13 protein-coding genes are annotated in these 18,415 nt (G+C 58.0%); 10 read left to right on the top strand and 3 right to left on the bottom strand.

Features of this window, described 5'->3' with window-relative positions:
- Positions 1-28: 28 nt before the first annotated feature.
- The 8 genes from nuoL to H2170_06440 all read left to right on the top strand — a co-directional run bounded on the left by nuoL (position 29) and on the right by H2170_06440 (position 10,326).
- Positions 29-1,885 (top strand): NADH-quinone oxidoreductase subunit L, encoded by a 1,857-nt coding sequence (gene nuoL / locus H2170_06475; protein MCS6299732.1) that lies wholly within the window; start codon positions 29-31, stop codon positions 1,883-1,885.
- Between the two features lie 23 nt (positions 1,886-1,908).
- Positions 1,909-3,426, top strand: a complete 1,518-nt coding sequence (locus tag H2170_06470; protein MCS6299731.1) for an NADH-quinone oxidoreductase subunit M — start codon at positions 1,909-1,911, stop codon at positions 3,424-3,426.
- 15 nt (positions 3,427-3,441) lie between these two features.
- Positions 3,442-4,962, top strand: coding sequence for an NADH-quinone oxidoreductase subunit N (locus H2170_06465; protein MCS6299730.1), 1,521 nt, complete (start codon positions 3,442-3,444; stop codon positions 4,960-4,962).
- Between the two features lie 256 nt (positions 4,963-5,218).
- On the top strand, positions 5,219-5,719 hold the full coding sequence (nrfH, locus tag H2170_06460) for a cytochrome c nitrite reductase small subunit (GenBank protein ID MCS6299729.1): 501 nt from the start codon (positions 5,219-5,221) through the stop codon (positions 5,717-5,719).
- A gap of 65 nt (positions 5,720-5,784) precedes the next feature.
- Positions 5,785-7,332, top strand: a complete 1,548-nt coding sequence (locus tag H2170_06455) for an ammonia-forming cytochrome c nitrite reductase subunit c552 (GenBank protein MCS6299728.1) — start codon at positions 5,785-5,787, stop codon at positions 7,330-7,332.
- A gap of 521 nt (positions 7,333-7,853) precedes the next feature.
- Positions 7,854-9,554, top strand: a complete 1,701-nt coding sequence (ltrA, locus tag H2170_06450; GenBank protein ID MCS6299727.1) for a group II intron reverse transcriptase/maturase — start codon at positions 7,854-7,856, stop codon at positions 9,552-9,554.
- A complete protein-coding gene (locus H2170_06445; protein MCS6299726.1) occupies positions 9,551-9,853 on the top strand; it encodes a hypothetical protein in 303 nt (100 codons plus the stop codon). Before ltrA ends, H2170_06445 begins: the two co-directional genes overlap by 4 nt.
- 164 nt (positions 9,854-10,017) lie before the next feature.
- The gene (locus H2170_06440) at positions 10,018-10,326 is read left to right on the top strand and encodes an integration host factor subunit beta (GenBank protein ID MCS6299725.1); all 309 of its coding nucleotides are present in this window, start codon (positions 10,018-10,020) and stop codon (positions 10,324-10,326) included.
- A gap of 529 nt (positions 10,327-10,855) precedes the next feature.
- Here H2170_06440 and H2170_06435 read toward each other — a convergent pair.
- Positions 10,856-12,019 carry an ATP-binding protein gene (locus tag H2170_06435; protein ID MCS6299724.1) on the bottom strand — a complete coding sequence of 388 codons (1,164 nt, stop codon included), beginning with the start codon at positions 12,017-12,019 and terminating at the stop codon, positions 10,856-10,858.
- A gap of 1,888 nt (positions 12,020-13,907) precedes the next feature.
- Here H2170_06435 and H2170_06430 point away from each other — a divergent pair.
- Positions 13,908-14,207, top strand: coding sequence for a hypothetical protein (locus tag H2170_06430; protein MCS6299723.1), 300 nt, complete (start codon positions 13,908-13,910; stop codon positions 14,205-14,207).
- 103 nt (positions 14,208-14,310) lie between these two features.
- On the opposite strand, the gene H2170_06425 is transcribed toward H2170_06430, so the two are convergent.
- Positions 14,311-15,804: a hypothetical protein gene (locus H2170_06425; GenBank protein MCS6299722.1), complete on the bottom strand. Its 1,494-nt coding sequence runs from the start codon at positions 15,802-15,804 to the stop codon at positions 14,311-14,313.
- A gap of 95 nt (positions 15,805-15,899) precedes the next feature.
- On the opposite strand from H2170_06425, the gene H2170_06420 reads away from it, so the two are divergent.
- On the top strand, positions 15,900-16,457 hold the full coding sequence (locus H2170_06420; GenBank protein ID MCS6299721.1) for a hypothetical protein: 558 nt from the start codon (positions 15,900-15,902) through the stop codon (positions 16,455-16,457).
- 349 nt (positions 16,458-16,806) lie between these two features.
- Here the strand turns inward: H2170_06420 and H2170_06415 are convergent, their stop codons facing one another.
- Positions 16,807-18,390 carry a transposase gene (locus tag H2170_06415; GenBank protein MCS6299720.1) on the bottom strand — a complete coding sequence of 528 codons (1,584 nt, stop codon included), beginning with the start codon at positions 18,388-18,390 and terminating at the stop codon, positions 16,807-16,809.
- Positions 18,391-18,415: the final 25 nt, after the last annotated feature.

Here is an 18,415-nt window from a genome sequence, read left to right as displayed (position 1 = left end):
GCCCCTTCTCGTCGCCCTCGTAACCCTGCTGACGCCGCTGGCTTCGGCCGCCGTGATCGCGCTGTTCCTGCGTCGTCAGGGCTCCATCGCCTCGCTGGTGTCGACGTTCACCGCCGCGCTTATTGCGGCGGGCGGCCTATCGCTGGCTTACACTGGCGCGCGTTTCACTGACTCGGCCGACTGGCTGACGTTGGGCAACTTCACGCTGTCGCTCGGCATCAAGTTCGACGATCTCTCCGCGCTGATGATCTCCATCGTCGGTGTAGTCGGCCTGTGCGTCCATGTGTTCTCGCTCGGTTACATGCATGATGACGCGGCCAAGGCCCGCTACTTCGGCGGCCTTTCGATCTTCATGTTCTCGATGCTCGGTATCGTGCTAGCGGACAATTTGTTCATGATTTTCATCTTCTGGGAGTTGGTGGGTTTCAGCTCCTACGTGCTGATCAACCACTATCACGAGAAGCAGTCCGCCGCCGACGCGTCCAAGAAGGCGTTCATCGCCAATCGCGTGGGCGACTTCGGTTTCCTGCTGGGTATCATCGCCTGCTACTATGCCTTCGGCACGGTTAACCTCTCCGACATCGCCGCCGCCACGGTTTCGATCTCCGGGGTGAATACCAATGTCATCGCGCTGCTCCTGTTCTGCGGCGCGGTCGGTAAATCCGCACAGGTTCCGCTTCACGTCTGGTTGCCCGACGCGATGGAAGGCCCGACGCCCGTGTCGGCCCTGATCCACGCCGCCACGATGGTGGCCGCGGGTATCTTTATGCTCTGCCGCCTTGAGCCGCTCTTCGCGATTTCGCCGCTGGCTCTCGAGGTCGTCACCTGGATTGGTGCCGGCACTGCGCTCTACGCCGCTCTCTGCGCCATCACCCAAAGCGACATCAAAAAGGTGTTGGCTTACTCGACGCTTTCCCAGCTCGGCTACATGGTCGCCGCTTTCGGCTTGGGCCGCCTGAACATCGGCCACGATGGCCTGCCCACCTCGGCGCCGCTCCTCGCTGGCGCCGCCGCTGCGATGTTCCACCTCACCACGCACGCCTTCTTCAAGGCGCTGATGTTCCTTGGTTCGGGCTCCGTCATCCACGGCTGCCACCACGAGCAGGACATCTTCAAAATGGGTGGTCTCTCGAAGAAGATGCCGCTGACCTTTGTCACCTTCACGCTGGGCGTCGCCGCCATTGCCGGCCTGCCGTTCCTCTCCGGATTTTATTCCAAGGACGCCATCCTTCATCTCGCCGAGCTGAATAACTTCCCAGTCTTCGTGATCCTGTTCATCACGGCGATCCTGACCTCCTTTTACATGGTGCGCATGTGGAAGCTGGTGTTTCTGGGGACCGCCCGTAGCGAGCACGCCGCCCACGCTCACGAGGGCGGCATCAGCATGACCTTGCCCCTGGTGGTTCTCGCCGTGCTGGCGGTGGTGGCAGGTTACACCCACGGTCCCCTCAGCATTTATGGTCACGCTTTCGACGGCGTGTGGTCGCAGATTCCTCATGCCGAGGGCCCTGGCGTGTTGGTGATGAGCTTGACCATCCTCTTGGTCGGCGCGGGTTCAGCCTTCGCCTTCTACAAGCCGGGCAGCGTCGACACGCTGCAAACCAAGGCTCCCGCAGTCTTCGGTTTCTTGGTCGTCCTCAAGGCGTCCTTCGACGGTGCCTACAACTGGTATGTCGCCAAGGTTCAGCAGCGCTTCGCCATGCTGCTCGATTTCCTTGAGCGCATTTTCCTCTCCGGCCTGATCGTCCGCGGGCTCTCGGGAGTCGTCGGCTTGGTGGGCATCGGAGCCCGCGCTCTCCATGTCGGCAGCCTGCACGCCTACGTTTATTGGTTCCTAGCGGGTGCGGCCGTCCTTTGGGCCTTCGCTGGTGGTTGGCTTAACTAAAGCAATTTTCGTTCAACAACGTCATGTTCTCCCATCTTCTTCTGCTCTCCATCGCAGCGCCCCTGTTGGCGGCCGCGGTGATCGCTTCCGGAATTCCGGTGCGCTTCGCCAAGTCCGTCGCCGTCTTCGGCTTCTCGTTGCCCGCGCTGATCGCGTTGCACGCCTGGTACCGTTTTCCCGTCGGTATCGGTGCCGATTACGCCTACCTGACCACTTACAATACCGGCCTGCATGATCTCGGGATCAACCTCTCGCTCGGCCTTAATGGCATCGCGCTTCCGCTCTTCGTACTCGCCGGCCTGGTCGGCCTTGCCGCCGGTCTCTACGCCATTCAATCCGGGGCCGAGCGCCTCAAAACCTACCTGGCGCTGCTGCTGGTCATGCAGGCCGGCCTCATGGGTGTGTTCGCCAGCGTGGACATTTTCTTTTTCTATTTCTTCCACGAACTCGCGCTGATCCCGACGTTCATCATGGTCGGCATTTGGGGCGGTAAAGACCGCGGTTATGCGGCCATGAAGATGACCATCTACCTGACGGCTGGCGCGATGCTTTCACTGCTCGGCCTGATCGCCATCTACGTAAAAAGCGGTGCGGAGAACTTCGATCTCATCACCTTGCGTGAGGCTGTCTTGGCCAACGGTATAGCCGCCGGTGTGCAGACCTACATCTTTGGTCTGCTGATGTTCGGGTTCGGCATTCTGGTTTCGCTCTGGCCGCTGCACACCTGGGCGCCGCTCGGCTACGGAGCCGCCCCCAGTTCGGCTGCCATGTTGCACGCCGGCGTATTGAAAAAGTTCGGACTCTACGGCCTCGTCCAAATCGCCGTTCCGCTGCTTCCGAGCGGCGCCGCACACTGGGTGCAACCGCTGGCCTGGCTGGCCGTCGCCGGCAACATTTTGGTGATCGGCTTCATCACCATCGCCCAGCGCGACCTCAAGCAGATGGTCGGTTACAGCTCGGTCATGCACATGGGTTACGCGTTTCTCGGTGTCGCCACGCTCTCGTCGGTTGGTGCCGGCGGCGTCGTATTAATGATGGTCGCGCACGGCCTTTCGGTTGCGCTGCTGTTCCTGCTTTCGACCAGCATCTATCACCGCACCCAGACCTTTGATCTCAATGAAATGGGCGGCCTCGCACAGAAAACTCCGGTGCTCGCCGCGTTCTTTGTCACCGCCACCATGGCCAGCATCGGGCTTCCCGGCTTGGCCAACTTCTGGGGCGAACTCACGATCTTCGTTGCCGCGTGGACCTTCTCCCCGCTGCTCACCGCCTTGGCCATTTCCGGCGTGATTATTTCCGCGATCTACGGCCTGCGCGCCGCTGCCAAGGTGTTTTTCGGCCAGCCCACCGAGGCGCTCACCAAGGTGTTGGCCGCACAGCCCGCCACCGACCTGCGTTGGTCGGAAAAACTGCCGGCCCTCATCCTGATCGCCGCGCTGTTCTTCATCGGCTTCTGGCCCAAGTCACTGTCCACCCCGCTCAACGAAGCGCTTGAATCCGTCTATCCCGCCAAAGTCGTAACCGCGGCCGTCGGCCAATAATTTAGCAATCCGCCCATGTCACCCGAACTCATCCAGGCCGCTGCCGACAACCGCTGGGCGGCCATCGCCCCCGAGCTTTCGCTCGGCTGTCTCGCCTTGTTTCTCCTCGTGCTGGAGATCTTCCTGCCAAAAAACCGGCAGTCGATTATCCCAACCGTCGCCATCACCGGCCAGATTGGTCTGCTGCTCGGGTTTGTGTGGAATCTGCGCTACGGCCCGTTCGTGGCCTACGAGACATTTAACGGCCTGCTGCGCCACACGCAGGAGGGCCAGTTCATGCGCGGCTTCTTTATGCTCACCTCCATTCTGGTGTGCATCCTCGGCGTCATCGCCCTGGCCAAGCAGAAGCTGCCCAAGGTCGAGTTCTTTGCGATCACCTTGGTTGTATCCGCCGCGATGATGCTGCTCGCCCAGAGCAACCACTTTGTCCTGTTCTTCGTCGCCCTCGAAACTGTCACCGTCGGTTTCTACATCCTCGTCAGTTATTTCCGCACCAGCCCGCTCTCGCTGGAGGCCGGCCTCAAATACCTGATCACCGGCGCGCTCAGTTCCGCCATTTTGTTGTTCGGCATCGTGCTGCTTTACGGCGTGGCCGGCAACCCGACGCTCCCCGGCTCGTCGAGCGAGTCGATGAACTTCAACGCCCTGCGCGTGTTCCTTGAGGCCAATCCCGATAACTTCCTCGCCAGCGTGGGCATCGTCTTCGTGCTCGCCGGCGTCGCGTTCAAGATTGGTGCGGTTCCGTTCCAGATCTGGATCCCTGACGTTTACCAAGGTGCGCCGACCCCCGTCACCGCATTCCTTGCCGTTGCCTCCAAGGCCGCCGGTTTCTCGGTTCTGCTGATCCTCACCAAGAACGTATTCGGCTCTTATCAAACTCTGCTCGTGCCGGTACTCTCCGTCATGGCCATCGCCACGATTCTCTTTGGTAACTTGGCGGCTCTCACCCAGCACAACGTTAAGCGCCTCATCGGCCTGTCTGGCGTTTCCCATGCCGGCTACCTGCTGATCGCCGTGATCGCCTCCGCCACCCAGCCGTTGGCGGCCGGTGCGGTTTATTTCTATCTCTTCGCCTACCTCTTGGCCTCGTTCGCTGTGTTTGGCGTGATGACCCATGTGGCTGGCGCCAACGACGCCGACCAAGACCTCGATCACTACACCGGTCTGGCCAAAACCCACCCGTTCCTCGGTGCGATCCTTGCGATTGGTTTGGGCTCGCTAGCCGGTATCCCCCCGCTGGCTGGTTTCATGGGTAAACTCTTCATCTTCATCGCCGCGTTCAAGGCCGGCCTCTACACCCTGCTGGCTGTCGCCATCGTCGGCGTGGTGGTTTCGATTTACTACTACTTCGGCTGGATCAAAGCGGCCTACTTCTCGACTTGGACTGCACCGCTGTTGGAAGGCGAAACCGACACCCGCCCCGCCCGCACCCCGGTGAGCCTTACCGCCGGCATGACCCTCGGTTTACTGGCCGCCGCCACCATCGTTCTGGGTTTCTACCAAGGGGCCTTGGGCGAGTGGTTGTTGGCGAGGTAAGACCTGGATTATGGGAGATACCCAGCGCCGGGCAAAATCGCCCGGCGCTTTTTTGTGTCGCGACCACGGGTTTGCTTCTGCGCACCACTTGAGCGCTACGACCCGTTCAGGCGTTCGGGGGTAATTCTAATACCCGTCTTTGCTTGGTCTGATATGGATTAAAAGAGCTGCTTTTCTTGTTTTCAATCCGGGGTATTTCCGCTTCTTGTCTGCAGCACCCGAACCAAGGCGACAGCCAGACCACTATCCAAGATCCATGAAGCCGGCCGTTCCCCGCCCCCCCGCTAACGCCAATTTCCGCCGCCTCGTCCTCGTTGCCGCGTGTCTGGCCGGCGTATTGGTCGGCATGGCCGCCTTCACCTTTCATACCGCCAAGGGCACCTCCTACCTCTCCAATGACCCCAAGGCCTGTGTGAACTGCCATGTGATGCGTGACCAGTACGACTCCTGGCAAAAGAGCAGCCACCACGCGGTCGCCACCTGCAATGACTGCCATGTGCCCCATTCCTTTATCCCCAAGTGGCTGGCCAAGGCCGAACACGGCTGGAAGCACTCCTCTGCTTTCACCACCATGAATTTCCATGAGCCCATCGAGGTGAAACCGAAGAGTTTTAGGGATTTGCAGGACAACTGCATGAGCTGCCACGGCGAGATCACCACGGAAATCGCCGACCACAAAACCCTCAGCGACAAGGACCCGCTCAACTGCTTGCGCTGTCACAGTAACGTCGGCCACAGCGCCCGCGGCCCGTTTTAAGTCAGGCGCCCACACGTCGCCCCCGTCTCAATTTTCAGCCCTTTTTTCAAAACTCGTCGCCACCCATGACCACCAAAAAAACCATTATCCTCGGCTTCGCGGTCTGCACCGTGATCGGCACGGGGATCGCCTTGCTGTTGCAAAACATCAACCACCGCCAGTTCGAGGCTGAGCAGACCCATTTTAAGGTCGTGGAATTAAACGAGACCATCAGCGACCCAGCGGTATGGGGCGCCAATTTCCCCCGCCAGTACGACACCTACCGGCGTACCGTGGACATGGTCCGCACCAAGTTTGGCGGTTCCGAGGCCGACCCCGCCGCCCCCGGTTTCACGACCAGTAAGATCGAGGCCGATCCTCGCATGAAAACCATGTGGAACGGCTACGCCTTCGCCGTCGATTTCCGCGAGGAGCGCGGTCACGCCTACATGCTCCAGGACCAAATCGACACCAAGCGCCAGCAGGTGGTCAAGCAACCCGGCGCCTGCCTGCATTGCCACGCCTCGACCACCGTTCCCTACCGCCAAGCGGGCATCGACGCCGGAGCTCCCGGTGAACTCAAGGAGCCGCTACTCTCCGCCCACGGTCTGGAACAGCTCAACAAGGGCTTCGTCGAACTGTGCGCCCAGCCCTATTCGGAGGCGGTGAAAAAGGTGGCGCATCCGGTGTCCTGCATCGACTGCCATGACCCGTCCAATTCCATGCTGCGCATCACCAAGCCGGGCCTGCTCAACGGCCTTAAGGCGCTCGCCGAAAGCCCCGAGCCGCTGCCGCACCTGCCCAGCTTGGAGCGCTGGCGCAAAGGCGACAAAGCCAAGCCCTACGACCCCAACATCGACGCCTCGCGCCAGGAGATGCGCACCTTGGTCTGCGCCCAGTGCCACGTGGAGTACTACTTCAAGGGCGAGGGGAAACTGCTCACTTACCCGTGGCAAAAGGGCCTGAAGGCCGACTCCATTATCGAGTACTACGACCAGCCTCAGTTTAAGGACAACAACCCGTTCAAGGACTGGACGCACAAGGACACCGGCGCGCCCATGCTCAAGGCCCAGCACCCCGAATTCGAATTGTGGAGCCAGGGCACCCATGCCCGCGCCGGGGTTTCCTGCGCCGACTGTCACATGCCCTACGTTCGCGACGGCGCGGTTAAGGTCAGCAGCCACCACGTGCGCAGCCCCATGCTCGACGTGGCCCGCGCCTGCCAAACCTGCCATCGCACCGACGAGGAATCGCTGCGCCAGCGCGTCGCCACCATTCAGGATCGCACCGACAAGCTCATGAGCCGCGGCCTCAACGGGCTCAGCGACTTGATAACCGACCTCAAAAAAGCCCGCGCCGATGGGTTGACCGACGCCCAACTCGATCCCGTGCGCCAGTATCAGCGGCAGGCGTCCTGGCGTATCGATTTTGTGGGGGCGGAGAACTCCACGGGTTTCCATGCGCCGCAAGAGTCGGCCCGGCTACTGGGGGAGGCGTGTGATCTGGCGCGCATGGGGCAGGTGCAACTGCTGCGCGTTCGCCAAGGTGAAACCGCGGTGCTGCCCGCCGCCAGTAACCCGCCGGCCCCGAATGCTGCGCAGGCCCCGGGCACCCCGAATGCCGCCGTAAAGTAAGCGTCGCACGGGATTTTAACGCTCAACACCTTGAGCTCACGCTCAAGGCCTAGAGTTTGGCCCCTGACTAGTCGAACGCAGATCAGCCGAATCCTTGAGCTCACGCTCAAGGCCACATGATTCGCGAACACACTCCTTGTGCCCTTGAGCGTGAGCTCAAGGTCTGGAGTTTGGCCGTTTAACCTGAATTCCGAAGTTCAAACCAACCACAGATTACACAGATTGCACAGATACAATCCCTTAGGAGGTAAACGGACTCAGCTTGATCCCCTTTTTTTCATCCTGTCTTCAAATTCAGTAACACTCTGTTATCTGTGCTCATCTGTGAATTCCGTGGTTAAAACTTCGGCGTTCGGGTGTGCGACCATGAAACTAACAACCATAACAGTGAAAGTCTGTTCGACCGAATTTAACGATTCGCGGTCGAAGGGCCCGGTCACGGATGCAGGCCGCGAGGCCTCGCCGGAAAGCACGACCGTGTGCCCGAACCAGTCAGCCGCAACGAAGGTGAACCCCATCCAATGAGCTCCGTTACCGAAACAACCGACGAGTCCAGCCGCTACCTGAACGGTGAAGCCTGCAAGGATCGGAAAAGGCAGTCTCGCAAAGACGTAGGACCTAAATCGTTGATTTCCGATCAACACGTCGGCGGAGTCAGCGGGGGCGGCGGGGTGGGAAAGGTCGTTAGGTTAAGTGGTGAGACCTGCGGCGGTGGGGCGTCTTGCGATGCCTCAACCACCGGCACAAGCGCGGCAAAACCTCGTAAGGCCGGACGGGCCGTGGCAGGAGTCGGAGACCTCCATAGTAGTGATGATCTAGCGGACATTAAAACCGCCGGGGAGCGAAGGGAGGGCACTTGTTCCCACGCATCACAGAGCGGCAAAGGACCCGACGATGGCTGGGGTGATGAACTCTGGATAAAAACGTCACCGAAGGTTCGGAAGCTGCAACGTGTGCTATATCGGAAAGCAAAAGCGGAGCCGCATTGGCGGTTCTATAGTTTGTATGGAGAGCTGTATCGGCAGGACATTCTGTCGGATGCGCTCGATCAGGTGATCGCCAATGACGGCGTGCCGGGAGTGGACGGGTTCGAGGTGGAAACGCTCGCAAAGAACGAAGCCTATCGGGCGGCATGGCTGCTTGCGCTGGCGGAGGAAATGCGAACGAAAACCTACCGACCCAGTCCGGTCCTGCGCGTCTATATATGGAAGGATCAGGCCAGGACCAAACGTCGTGCGCTGGGCATCCCTACGGTGAAAGACCGGGTGGTGCAAAGCGCGGCGGTGATCGTGTTGCAGCCAATCCTAGAGGCGGACTTCCATGACCATTCCTACGCCTACCGGCCGAAACGTCGGACCCATCAGGCGATGGATAAGGTCAAGGAAGCCATGCTGAGCGGAAAGGTGGAGGTGGTGGACGCGGATTTATCGAGCTACTTCGATATGATCCCGCACCGCGAACTCCTGCAATTGGTGGCCAAACGGGTGAGCGATGGGAGCGTGTTGCGTTTAATAAAAACGTGGCTGCGCGCACCCATCGTGGAAGAGGACCGGGACACGGGGTGCCGCAAGGTGAGCGCGAACCGGTGTGGCACGCCACAAGGCGGAGTTATATCGCCTCTGCTGGCGAACCTCTACCTCAACGACCTCGATCATGCGGTGAATGAGAAGTGCGAACAAAAGCCGACGATGGTGCGTTACGCCGACGACCTCCTGATCCTGTGCAAACCGGGTCAAGGGGCGGGGCTGCAAACGCGACTGAAACGGTGGCTGGAGGCACGTAAGTTAAAGCTCAACGAAGAGAAAACCCGACTGGTGGATACACGAAAGGAAGGCTTTGAGTTCCTCGGTTTTTCCGTCGCATGGCGGCAAGGCATGAAGAGCAAACGAAGGTATCCGCACGTGGAACCCAGTGCGAAAAGTCTGGCCAAGTTACGCGACAAAGTGCGGATGGAGCTAGATGTGCGAACGCGCAACCAACCGGCGGTGGCGGTGGTCCGCAAGGTCAACCAAATCACTCGCGGTTGGGCGACGGCGTTTCATTACGGCAACAGCACGCACGTGTTTAGTAACCAGCAGGTCTTTGTTCGTAACCGGCTACGCCGATGGCTGTGGCGAAAGTATAGCCGCACCCACGGACTCTTCGAGTTCTTCACCGACGACCGTTTGCATGGTCAATACAAACTATGGCACTGGCCGCTTACGGCGGCTTGGAAGCAATGAACTCCGCTGAAACCAAACCGAAAGAATGGGGACTCGGTAAGCCGTGTGCGGGAAAACCGCTTGCACGGTTTGACGAGGGGGAGGGTCGCGCTGACGGGTTACCGACGCGCGGCTCTCTCTACTCTACTGAATGCAAGGCGTCCTCATCCCCTTCGGTCACGCGCGGGTTCTGGACTTCGCTTGATGATTTGAAAATCACAGAAGCCTATGTAGTCGCACCTATTCAGCAGTCGTTTCCTATCGGAAAGGGAATTGAGGCCGTCGGATTGGCGGCGGCGGTGAAGGTTGTGACGGGTTGAATTCGGCACATTCCGACGCTTGCATCACAGTAGGTCACGATAAGGCATCTAAGTTTAACGGTGGCGTGCTGACTGCTGCACCTTGTCGAATATATTCCCCCTTCGACGATATTTTGTAAAAATTTAATTGACCTAACGTTTAAGCTAACAAGTGGTTTACCACCATGCCGACCAACCTATCTAAGCGCGAAATCGTACTGGAAATTTACGAAAAAACGGGCTTCCCACAAAAGGAAGTGGTGGAGACCGTGCAGCAAACGCTCGACATCATTCAAAATGCACTCGCTGAGGGGCGTAATGTTGAACTGAGGAATTTCGGGGTTTTCGAAGTTCAGCGGCGCAAGTCCCGGGTAGGGCGTAACCCTAATAATCCATCGGCTACGGTCGTTATTCCTGAACGAGCTGTGGTAAAATTTAAGTTCGGCAAGGAACTTAAGAAGCTGGTGAAGAAGATCGATTTGGACACGCTTTAAAGGTTCCTCGACGTTGCCGGTGGATTGCGATGCAGAAAAACAGCCCGCCGGAGTGTATCACAGAGCCAAGCCGGAGCGCCGACACAGAGTTTGAAGACATGAAGACCTCATAGACTTCGTTGGTTCTGAAGCATTCGAACGCCCTTCCGGCTGGTTTCCTTACTCCCTCCGTGTATTGACATTAACGATTTCCCCGCTGCTGCGGATCGAACTCTGTGCTCTCTGTGTCGGCGTTGTTCCTTCGGCCGCCCACAGGGGCACCCGCCTCAGTGACCCCCCTTTGGGGCCAATCCTGCTGGATAGGCCATCTTCGCGCTGCCACGCTGCGTCCGGCTAGGCTCTGTGATACCCATCGTTTCCTCGTTCGTTGTTTGTCTTTTCACCCACTCAAACTGTCGAAGAACCGATTTAAAGCTGACGGCCACTTCCTGTCATCCCCTTTTGCATCCTCGGTGAGTATGTCATGGTGGAGCTCCGCCGCCGCTACAGCTCTTAAAGCGGTATAAACTGCACCCACAAGCCAGGGCGATCATGCAACAGCACTGATAAGGGTTGAAAGATTACCGATCCCCAATGCATCGACGCGCTCGGCGAGGGGGTAGGTGTCGGTTCCTGGGTGGACGACCCAGAGGCGTTCCAATTCCAAGTCGGTCATGGCGCTGCGCATTGAGGGCGTCAGGCGCGGGGCGTCCGCGTATTTAAATTCTACTCCCCACAGCTTCCCCTTGGATTCAAGGACGAGGTCGACTTCGGCTCCGCCATGAGTTCCCCAAAAATACGCATGCCGATCACCGGTGTACGCCAGAATTTGCTCCAAGGCAAAACCTTCCCACGAGGCCCCGAGTTTGGGGTGACCTTGCAGGGCGGCCAGATCGGGAATGCCAAGGAGGGAATGAACCAGGCCGCTGTCACGCACGTAGGCTTTGGGCGATTTAACCAGGCGTTTGCCTAGGTTGCCGTGCCACGCAGGCAGTCGGCGCATGACAAAAGCACCTGTGAGGAGGTCGAGATAATCACCCATCATCATGGAGGACATGCCCATAGAGCTGGCGATAGCCGATCCATTCCAAGTCTGTCCGTGGTAATGGGCGCACATCGACCAAAAGCGGCGTAACCGCTCTGCAGGCATACGATAACCGAGTTGGGGCACATCACGCTCCAAAAAGGTGCGGATGAAATTTTCCCGCCACTGTAACGAAGCGGTTTCACGGGTGGCCAAATAGGACTCGGGAAATCCACCTCGTACCCATAAATTTGGAACGGCAGAGATCCCGACTTCCTCCAAGGTGAGTCCGGGCATATCAAGGAATCGTACCCGACCGGCCAGAGACTCGGAGGAACTGCGGATGATCTCCGGCGAGGCGCTGCCCAACACAATAAACTTGGCCGGCAGGGGGATGCGGTCGCTCAAAACCCTCAGGATTTCGGCCAGTTGGGGTAGGCGTTGAAACTCGTCGATGATGATTATGCCAGTGAGGGATTCGAGCGTGAGCAGCGGGTTGACCAAGCGGGAGACATCACGAGGATTTTCGCAATCAAACCATGCCACCGCACGTCCGGCGGTTTGTTCTTGAGTGTAAAAAGCTCGGGCCAAAGTGGTTTTACCACATTGGCGAGGGCCTAAAATCGCGGTGATTCGGCTCTCGGCTACGCTGCATTCCAGTTGGGCGGTGAGCCGGCGACGGGCTATCATCCTTGAATATTTAATGTGATGAATTTGTTTTTCAAGGCATTATGCGTGAAAGGATCGTTTCTCTGGTCGAATTTTACTCAACAAGCTTGGCAAGAGGGGCGCGAACGATGCCTTCGTGGTGAGCGCTTACGATCCAACCGAAGATCGGCTAACGCCGTCCTAGCCCGCGTTCACCGTTAAAAGTAGCTCGTTAAGAGCAACTTCCATTTTACGAGTCACGGCCCGGTAGCGTAGCAGGCTACGGGGTTAGCCAATCGGTGATTTCGGCACGATCAAAAGAGTCAAAAAAGAACAGCACCAACAGATCGTGTGCCTGTTCTGCTTTCTTTATCTTATCTGAGCAAACAAAGTCATATCTGTTCTACTTAATTTAAGTACTTGATTACAAATGATAACCCTCTATTTATGTGGGTCAATAGTCGGCATAACAGGGTTCAAATATCGGTAGTTCGTGGGTCAGACGTCGGGAACCCTTTGGACGAACTGGGTCAGATGTCGGGATTCGGTGGGTCAAAAACCGGTAAATTGTGGGCCAAAAGTCGGTATGCTTAATCAGGGGGCATTTAACTGCTTAATCATAAATAACATTTAAAAAAACAGCAGCAAATCACGATCACCTGTTGTTCTTCTTATCTTAGCAAACAAGTTCCTATCTGTTCTACTACCATTAAACATCTGATAATCAACATAAAGAAGGGTTTTATGTGGGCCAGAAGTCGGTAAATCATGGGTGAACTGTCAGGCATTGATGGGCCAGACATCGTCAGCGTTACGACTGATGTGGGTCACCTATCGTGGTTTCTTGGGTGAAAAGTCTTTAATCCATGGGTCAAACCTCGGTAGAGATAAGGGTATTCCGGGGGCAATTGCTGCGGGACCGATCCAACAATTACCCATATCGATCAAAAAGGTGGGTCAAACGTCGTTTAAAGTCCCGATGAAAGGGGCAAATGAGGCTGACGTACCATAAATGCTCACGGTTAGACATTAAGTTAACCTAGTAGGCAGTAACCTTCGAGTTGTCGGATGCATTTGAGGTCAAACGAGGTGACTTCGATGCTCGGTTTATCCTGAATTCCGAAGTTCAAACCAACCACAGATTACACAGATTTCACAGATACAATCCCTTAGGAGGTAAACGGACTCAGCTTGATCCCCTTTTTTTCATCCTGTCTTCAAATTCAGTAACACTCTGTTATCTGTGCTCATCTGTGAATTCCGTGGTTAAAACTTCGGCGTTCAGGTGTGCGACCATGAAACTAACAACCATAACAGTGAAAGTCTGTTCGACCGAATTTAACGATTCGCGGTCGAAGGGCCCGGTCACGGATGCAGGCCGCGAGGCCTCGCCGGAAAGCACGACCGTGTGCCCGAACCAGTCAGCCGCAACGAAGGTGAACCCCATCCAATGAGCTCCGTTACCGAAACAACCGACGAGTCCAGCCGCTACCTGAACGGTGAAGCCTGCAAGGATCGGAAAAGGCAGTCTCGCAAAGACGTAGGACCTAAATCGTTGATTTCCGATCAACACGTCGGCGGAGTCAGCGGGGGCGGCGGGGTGGGAAAGGTCGTTAGGTTAAGTGGTGAGACCTGCGGCGGTGGGGCGTCTTGCGATGCCTCAACCACCGGCACAAGCGCGGCAAAACCTCGTAAGGCCGGACGGGCCGTGGCAGGAGTCGGAGACCTCCATAGTAGTGATGATCTAGCGGACATTAAAACCGCCGGGGAGCGAAGGGAGGGCACTTGTTCCCACGCATCACAGAGCGGCAAAGGACCCGACGATGGCTGGGGTGATGAACTCTGGATAAAAACGTCACCGAAGGTTCGGAAGCTGCAACGTGTGCTATATCGGAAAGCAAAAGCGGAGCCGCATTGGCGGTTCTATAGTTTGTATGGAGAGCTGTATCGGCAGGACATTCTGTCGGATGCGCTCGATCAGGTGATCGCCAATGACGGCGTGCCGGGAGTGGACGGGTTCGAGGTGGAAACGCTCGTAAAGAACGAAGCCTATCGGGCGGCATGGCTGCTTGCGCTGGCGGAGGAAATGCGAACGAAAACCTACCGACCCAGTCCGGTCCTGCGCGTCTATATAGAGCCTGTCCCAAATTTCCGGATTTTTAAAAAGTGCGCAGAGGTCCATTGGGATTGCGGGCGAACGAGGTGGCACGAATCACCCCAGCGACGTTAAACGGCGGCCCGAATCGATTTTTCCCGCCCCCAAGCGCGGTAGTAAGGTACGGCAAAGCCGGGGCGAGCCCCAGGGTTATTCACATTTTTGCCGGAAAATTGAATTAAGCGGCCAGCGGAAGTGTTATTTCCTCGGCAAGGATTCGTGACACCAGCCAGAGGTTGTGACCGAGTACACTCCAACCCACCGAACGGTAGCGGTTGGCAAACCCTTTACAGCGCAAGCGTCCGCCGAGGCGTTGTTTGAGGATCGCAATGCGCGCTTCGGTCGCCGAACGGCGCCGCTGCAATTGGGCGAAGCGTTTTTCGCTCAAACGCTCCTTGAGCGCGTGCGGATCACGCGGGCATACCGCATCGTAAACGTCTTGTTGCTTGAGCATTGCGGAAGTTTTTTTGGTGGCGAAGCCGCGGTCGGTGCCGACCGCGCTAATCGGCGCACTCAGGTCAAAGCGGTTCTGCCGCGCCAGGCTTTCCTCGAGTTGGCACCATTCTGCCGGAGCCGCGCCCTGGTAGAGTTGCCAGTCGGTGATTAAACCGGAGAGCGCCTCGCTCAACAGCAACGAGTTGCCAAACTCGACTTGGCTCCCTGCTTTGCCGCGAACCAGTACGTTCACATCAAGTTCATGCACGCTGAGGATCTTTTGGTCGTTGGGCACCGGGCGTCCGCCGATGATGCGCTCGTGGGCCTGCTTGATGACGGCGGGCAGTTGGCCGAGCATAGCGTCGATGCGGGTGGTTATCCGCTTGGTTTGGCGTTGGCTGTAATGGGTTTGGCTATACTTCTGCGCCAACAGGTCGCGGTGGCGGCGGGCATGTTCTCCGATCGTGCGTAACAGCGTCTTCATCTTGCGCAGGATCTGTTTACGCGCGCGCTTGGCGTCGTTGCGGCGGCCTGCGTGGGTCATTGACATGCACAACTTGTTCATCTGCTTGGCAAAGCACTCCGGCTCTTCAGGCATACGGTGGAGCAGTCCAGCGCGGCGGATTAAAATCATGGCCTTGAGCAAAGTCTTGGACACATCACGCAACAGCACCCAGTCCACCGGGAAGTGGATGTTGGTCTCCAAGCACGTGCCGTCGATGAGGCAAACATCCATGTCCAGCGGCGCGCTCAACCCGAGTTCAGTGGCGCGATCCTTCTCGCCGCACATCTCCACCAACACTTGCCCCATCCAGCGCACCTGTTCGGCGGTGAAAAACTTCGAGGCCCGCTCCAGCACACTTTTGGACGCCCCCTTGATTCCCTCAAGCGTGCGAACACCGCAAAAATCCGCCAGTAAATCACTTGAGGCAATGCTACGGGAAAGCTCGCGAAAGGATATGTTGCCCAAATGCACCCGCAACACTTCAAAGCGTAACGCTTTGAGCGCAAACTCCATACGCTGGCGTAGTTGTGCGACACTGGCTTGGCCTGCCCCCGCCTTGGCAAAGTCCATCGCCATCGTCTCCAAGTGGCTGCCACGCAACAACGCGTCGAGTCCTTCCAATTGCTGGCGAAACTCGGCGTAATCTTTATTGGCACCGACTGGCGTTAGCGCCGGACGCAACCAGCGTTGCAGGGCAATGGCCGAGGTGGCGGATACGGGTTTTGACTTCATGGCCGATTATAGCGGCTTTTTTTTGACCAAAACCAGGGAATTACCCCTCTTTAGGCATCATTAAACTTATGCTAATAGTTCACTGCTAGGTTTTTATGCTTTCGGGACAGGCTCTAGTTGAGCAAGGGCGGTGGCTGGCGACGGCGGGGGTGCGGGTGGAGGAAGCGGGTGGGCTGTGGCGCTTCCATATCGACACGTTGCCGGCAGAGCCGTTGCGGCCGGCGATGGTGGAGTTGGCCCTGCCGGAGGGGTTTAAGGTCGATCGGGAGATGCTGCTGGTGTTGGAGCGGCGGCTGAAGGCGGCCCAGTTGAATCCAGGGGCGGGGGCGCCGCGGCCCAACGGGGGGAAACTGGGGGCGATGATGGATGTGTATTTCCGGACTGAAAACGGGAATTTGTATCAGACTTGGCCGCGGTTGCGGGTGACGGGGACGTGGGAGGGGTATGCGGAGAGTTTGGGAAACTTTACGATGGGTTTTTTTGGGCGGGCGGAGTTGCCCTGGCGGTTTTTCGAGAACAAGCCGGTGGCGCTGGTGTTTTTTCTGCGTGCGGCGGAAGTGCCGACGGTGTTTGAGGTAAAGGGGGCACGTATCGTACGGCTAGGGAGCGCGGCGCCGGCAACGGCAGTTTTGCCCACGAAACACACTAAATAAAACGAAAGGTGGATCGATCCGGTTTAACCACTGATGGTCACTGATGCGCGCTCATTACGGGACAACGTTCAACATCCAACATTGAACATCCAACGTTCCCGTATAAGCTAGAGCCTCCTCGAAAAGCCTTTCGCAACGGGCGTATTCCCGCCCCGGCCGGCCACTGGGGGCGCAAACAGCCCTGAACGAACTCGGTTTACGTGTTCACGAAGGGGCGGCGGCCTAAAAACAGCCCCGGCCCCATCACCAAGGTCGCTTTTCCAACGGCGAAGTCCACGGCGGTTCGCTCCGGGGCTTTTGCACCGAACTAATTGAACCGATTTGGGTTAGCCGCGACGAGCGAAGCGACTCAGGCCGCCAAGGGCAGCGGCTTTTCCTGAGACCTTCTCGCGCGCACCAAAATCATCCGGTCAAAGTTGTGCGCGAGGATCTTCAGGGTCAGTTCGCTGCGCACCGCCGCCAACCCGCGACGACCCGGCCGGCCGAACCCGTGGTTGAACTTGAGCGTAAACATCAGCGACTCGATCGCGCTGCGCTCGGCGCGAAGCGTGATATAATCCTGGTGGTTCCACAGTTCCTCGCCGAGCAAGGCGCGCCCCTTGGCGCCGGAGATGCTCACCTTGGCCACCTTCAGCTCGTATGCCTGCGCCAGCCCTTCGGCGCTGGAGTAGCCGTCGTCGACGTTCGCGCTCGCCGGCACCAGGCCCGTGTTGGCGATATTCTGGATCAGCAGGGGCACCAGTTGCTTGCAATCAGCCACGTTGCCCGCGTCGAGAATCAGCGCGGTGACAAAACCGCCGCGGCTGCGGGCCAATTGCGGCTTGTAGCCAATCACCGGTTCCCGCCCGCCTTTTTCAATAAAAGCAGCACTGCGATCGGCCAGGCTGAGGACCCTTTCCCTCGACTTGGTCTTCACCCCATCATGCACCCGCGCAATGCTTTGCTGGATCGTCGTAATCACCGCGACCACGTCCCCGTGGATGCAGTCCAGTAGGTCTTCCGCGATCCGGCGCTTGGAGGGCCGCAGCTTGGACAGTTTAACATTTGCTTCGGCCTCTGCGGCTTCTACTTGGGTGAGCAACTTGCCGCCCAACTTGCAGGCGATTTGGTAAAACTGGTCGTAGAGCAGCCGGAGTTTTTGGGCTCGGCGGGGACCACCACCCAGCAGGGCGATGGCGCGGGCGCTCTTTCGCAACTCCTCCAGCCAGTGGTCTTTGAAGCCATCCTGCAGCGAGTTAAGCCCGACCTGGTCGAGCTTGCCGCCCATGCGGTAGGCTCGCTCAAAGAGGCGGTAAATGATACCGGAGTCTGTTGGCCAGCAACTGGATGCCTTGATCGCCGTGCTGTCCAGGGTGATATCGGTAAACGAATCGAGCCCTTCGGCCAAAATATCGGCCAATTGGGCCCGGTGGATCAGGGCGAGAGTACTCTCACTCAGGCGATTTATCAGGGGGCCAACGGTATTAGGTGCAGGCAGCGTGTACCCCAAATCATCGAGCAAGGTGCGCAACGATGCCGATTCAAGCAGCACCATCCGGGGGCAGGCACTGTATTGCGACCCCAAGTAACCGGTGGCCATGGCCGTGATAAAAACCACAACAGCGGGGGTGCGCGGACGCCCTGCGGCGAGGAACTCGGCTTGCGTTTTTTCCGCCGTGCCTGACGCCGGCACGGCGAACAACGCCTCGGTCTGCGCCAGTTCGAACTCCCGGTCCTTCCGCCGTTCGCGCTTTTCCGCCATGGCGTGGGCGTCGAGATCGGCGGTCATGGCCACTTCGATTTCGGGGTGGGACCGCCAAAAGCGCTGTAATTGCAGTAAGAAATCACCAAAATCACTGCGCGCCGGGGTTGAAAAGAAGTCGCCGGAGGGATAAACGATCGATTCGTTACTTGATAATTTAACGCCGCTACTTATTTTGTTTCCTGTTTTCATGCAGTATAATACGGCACTTTTACAG

It is taken from the genome of Opitutus sp. (assembly GCA_024998815.1).
In the GTDB taxonomy this organism is placed as follows: Bacteria; Verrucomicrobiota; Verrucomicrobiia; order Opitutales; family Opitutaceae; genus Rariglobus.
The sequence above is the reverse complement of the archived record's forward strand: the minus strand, read 5'-3'. Positions and strand labels throughout refer to the sequence as shown.

Excerpts from the sequence above, each read along its gene's own strand:
- H2170_06470 (MCS6299731.1), top strand. The coding sequence starts at position 1,909 with ATGTTCTCCCATCTTCTTCTGCTCTCCATCGCAGCGCCCCTGTTGGCG.
- H2170_06465 (MCS6299730.1), top strand. The coding sequence starts at position 3,442 with ATGTCACCCGAACTCATCCAGGCCGCTGCCGACAACCGCTGGGCGGCC.
- nrfH (MCS6299729.1), top strand. The coding sequence starts at position 5,219 with ATGAAGCCGGCCGTTCCCCGCCCCCCCGCTAACGCCAATTTCCGCCGC.
- H2170_06455 (MCS6299728.1), top strand. The coding sequence starts at position 5,785 with ATGACCACCAAAAAAACCATTATCCTCGGCTTCGCGGTCTGCACCGTG.
- ltrA (MCS6299727.1), top strand. The coding sequence starts at position 7,854 with ATGAGCTCCGTTACCGAAACAACCGACGAGTCCAGCCGCTACCTGAAC.
- H2170_06445 (MCS6299726.1), top strand. The coding sequence starts at position 9,551 with ATGAACTCCGCTGAAACCAAACCGAAAGAATGGGGACTCGGTAAGCCG.
- H2170_06440 (MCS6299725.1), top strand. The coding sequence starts at position 10,018 with ATGCCGACCAACCTATCTAAGCGCGAAATCGTACTGGAAATTTACGAA.
- H2170_06435 (MCS6299724.1), bottom strand. The coding sequence starts at position 12,019 with ATGATAGCCCGTCGCCGGCTCACCGCCCAACTGGAATGCAGCGTAGCC.
- H2170_06425 (MCS6299722.1), bottom strand. The coding sequence starts at position 15,804 with ATGAAGTCAAAACCCGTATCCGCCACCTCGGCCATTGCCCTGCAACGC.
- H2170_06420 (MCS6299721.1), top strand. The coding sequence starts at position 15,900 with ATGCTTTCGGGACAGGCTCTAGTTGAGCAAGGGCGGTGGCTGGCGACG.
- H2170_06415 (MCS6299720.1), bottom strand. The coding sequence starts at position 18,390 with ATGAAAACAGGAAACAAAATAAGTAGCGGCGTTAAATTATCAAGTAAC.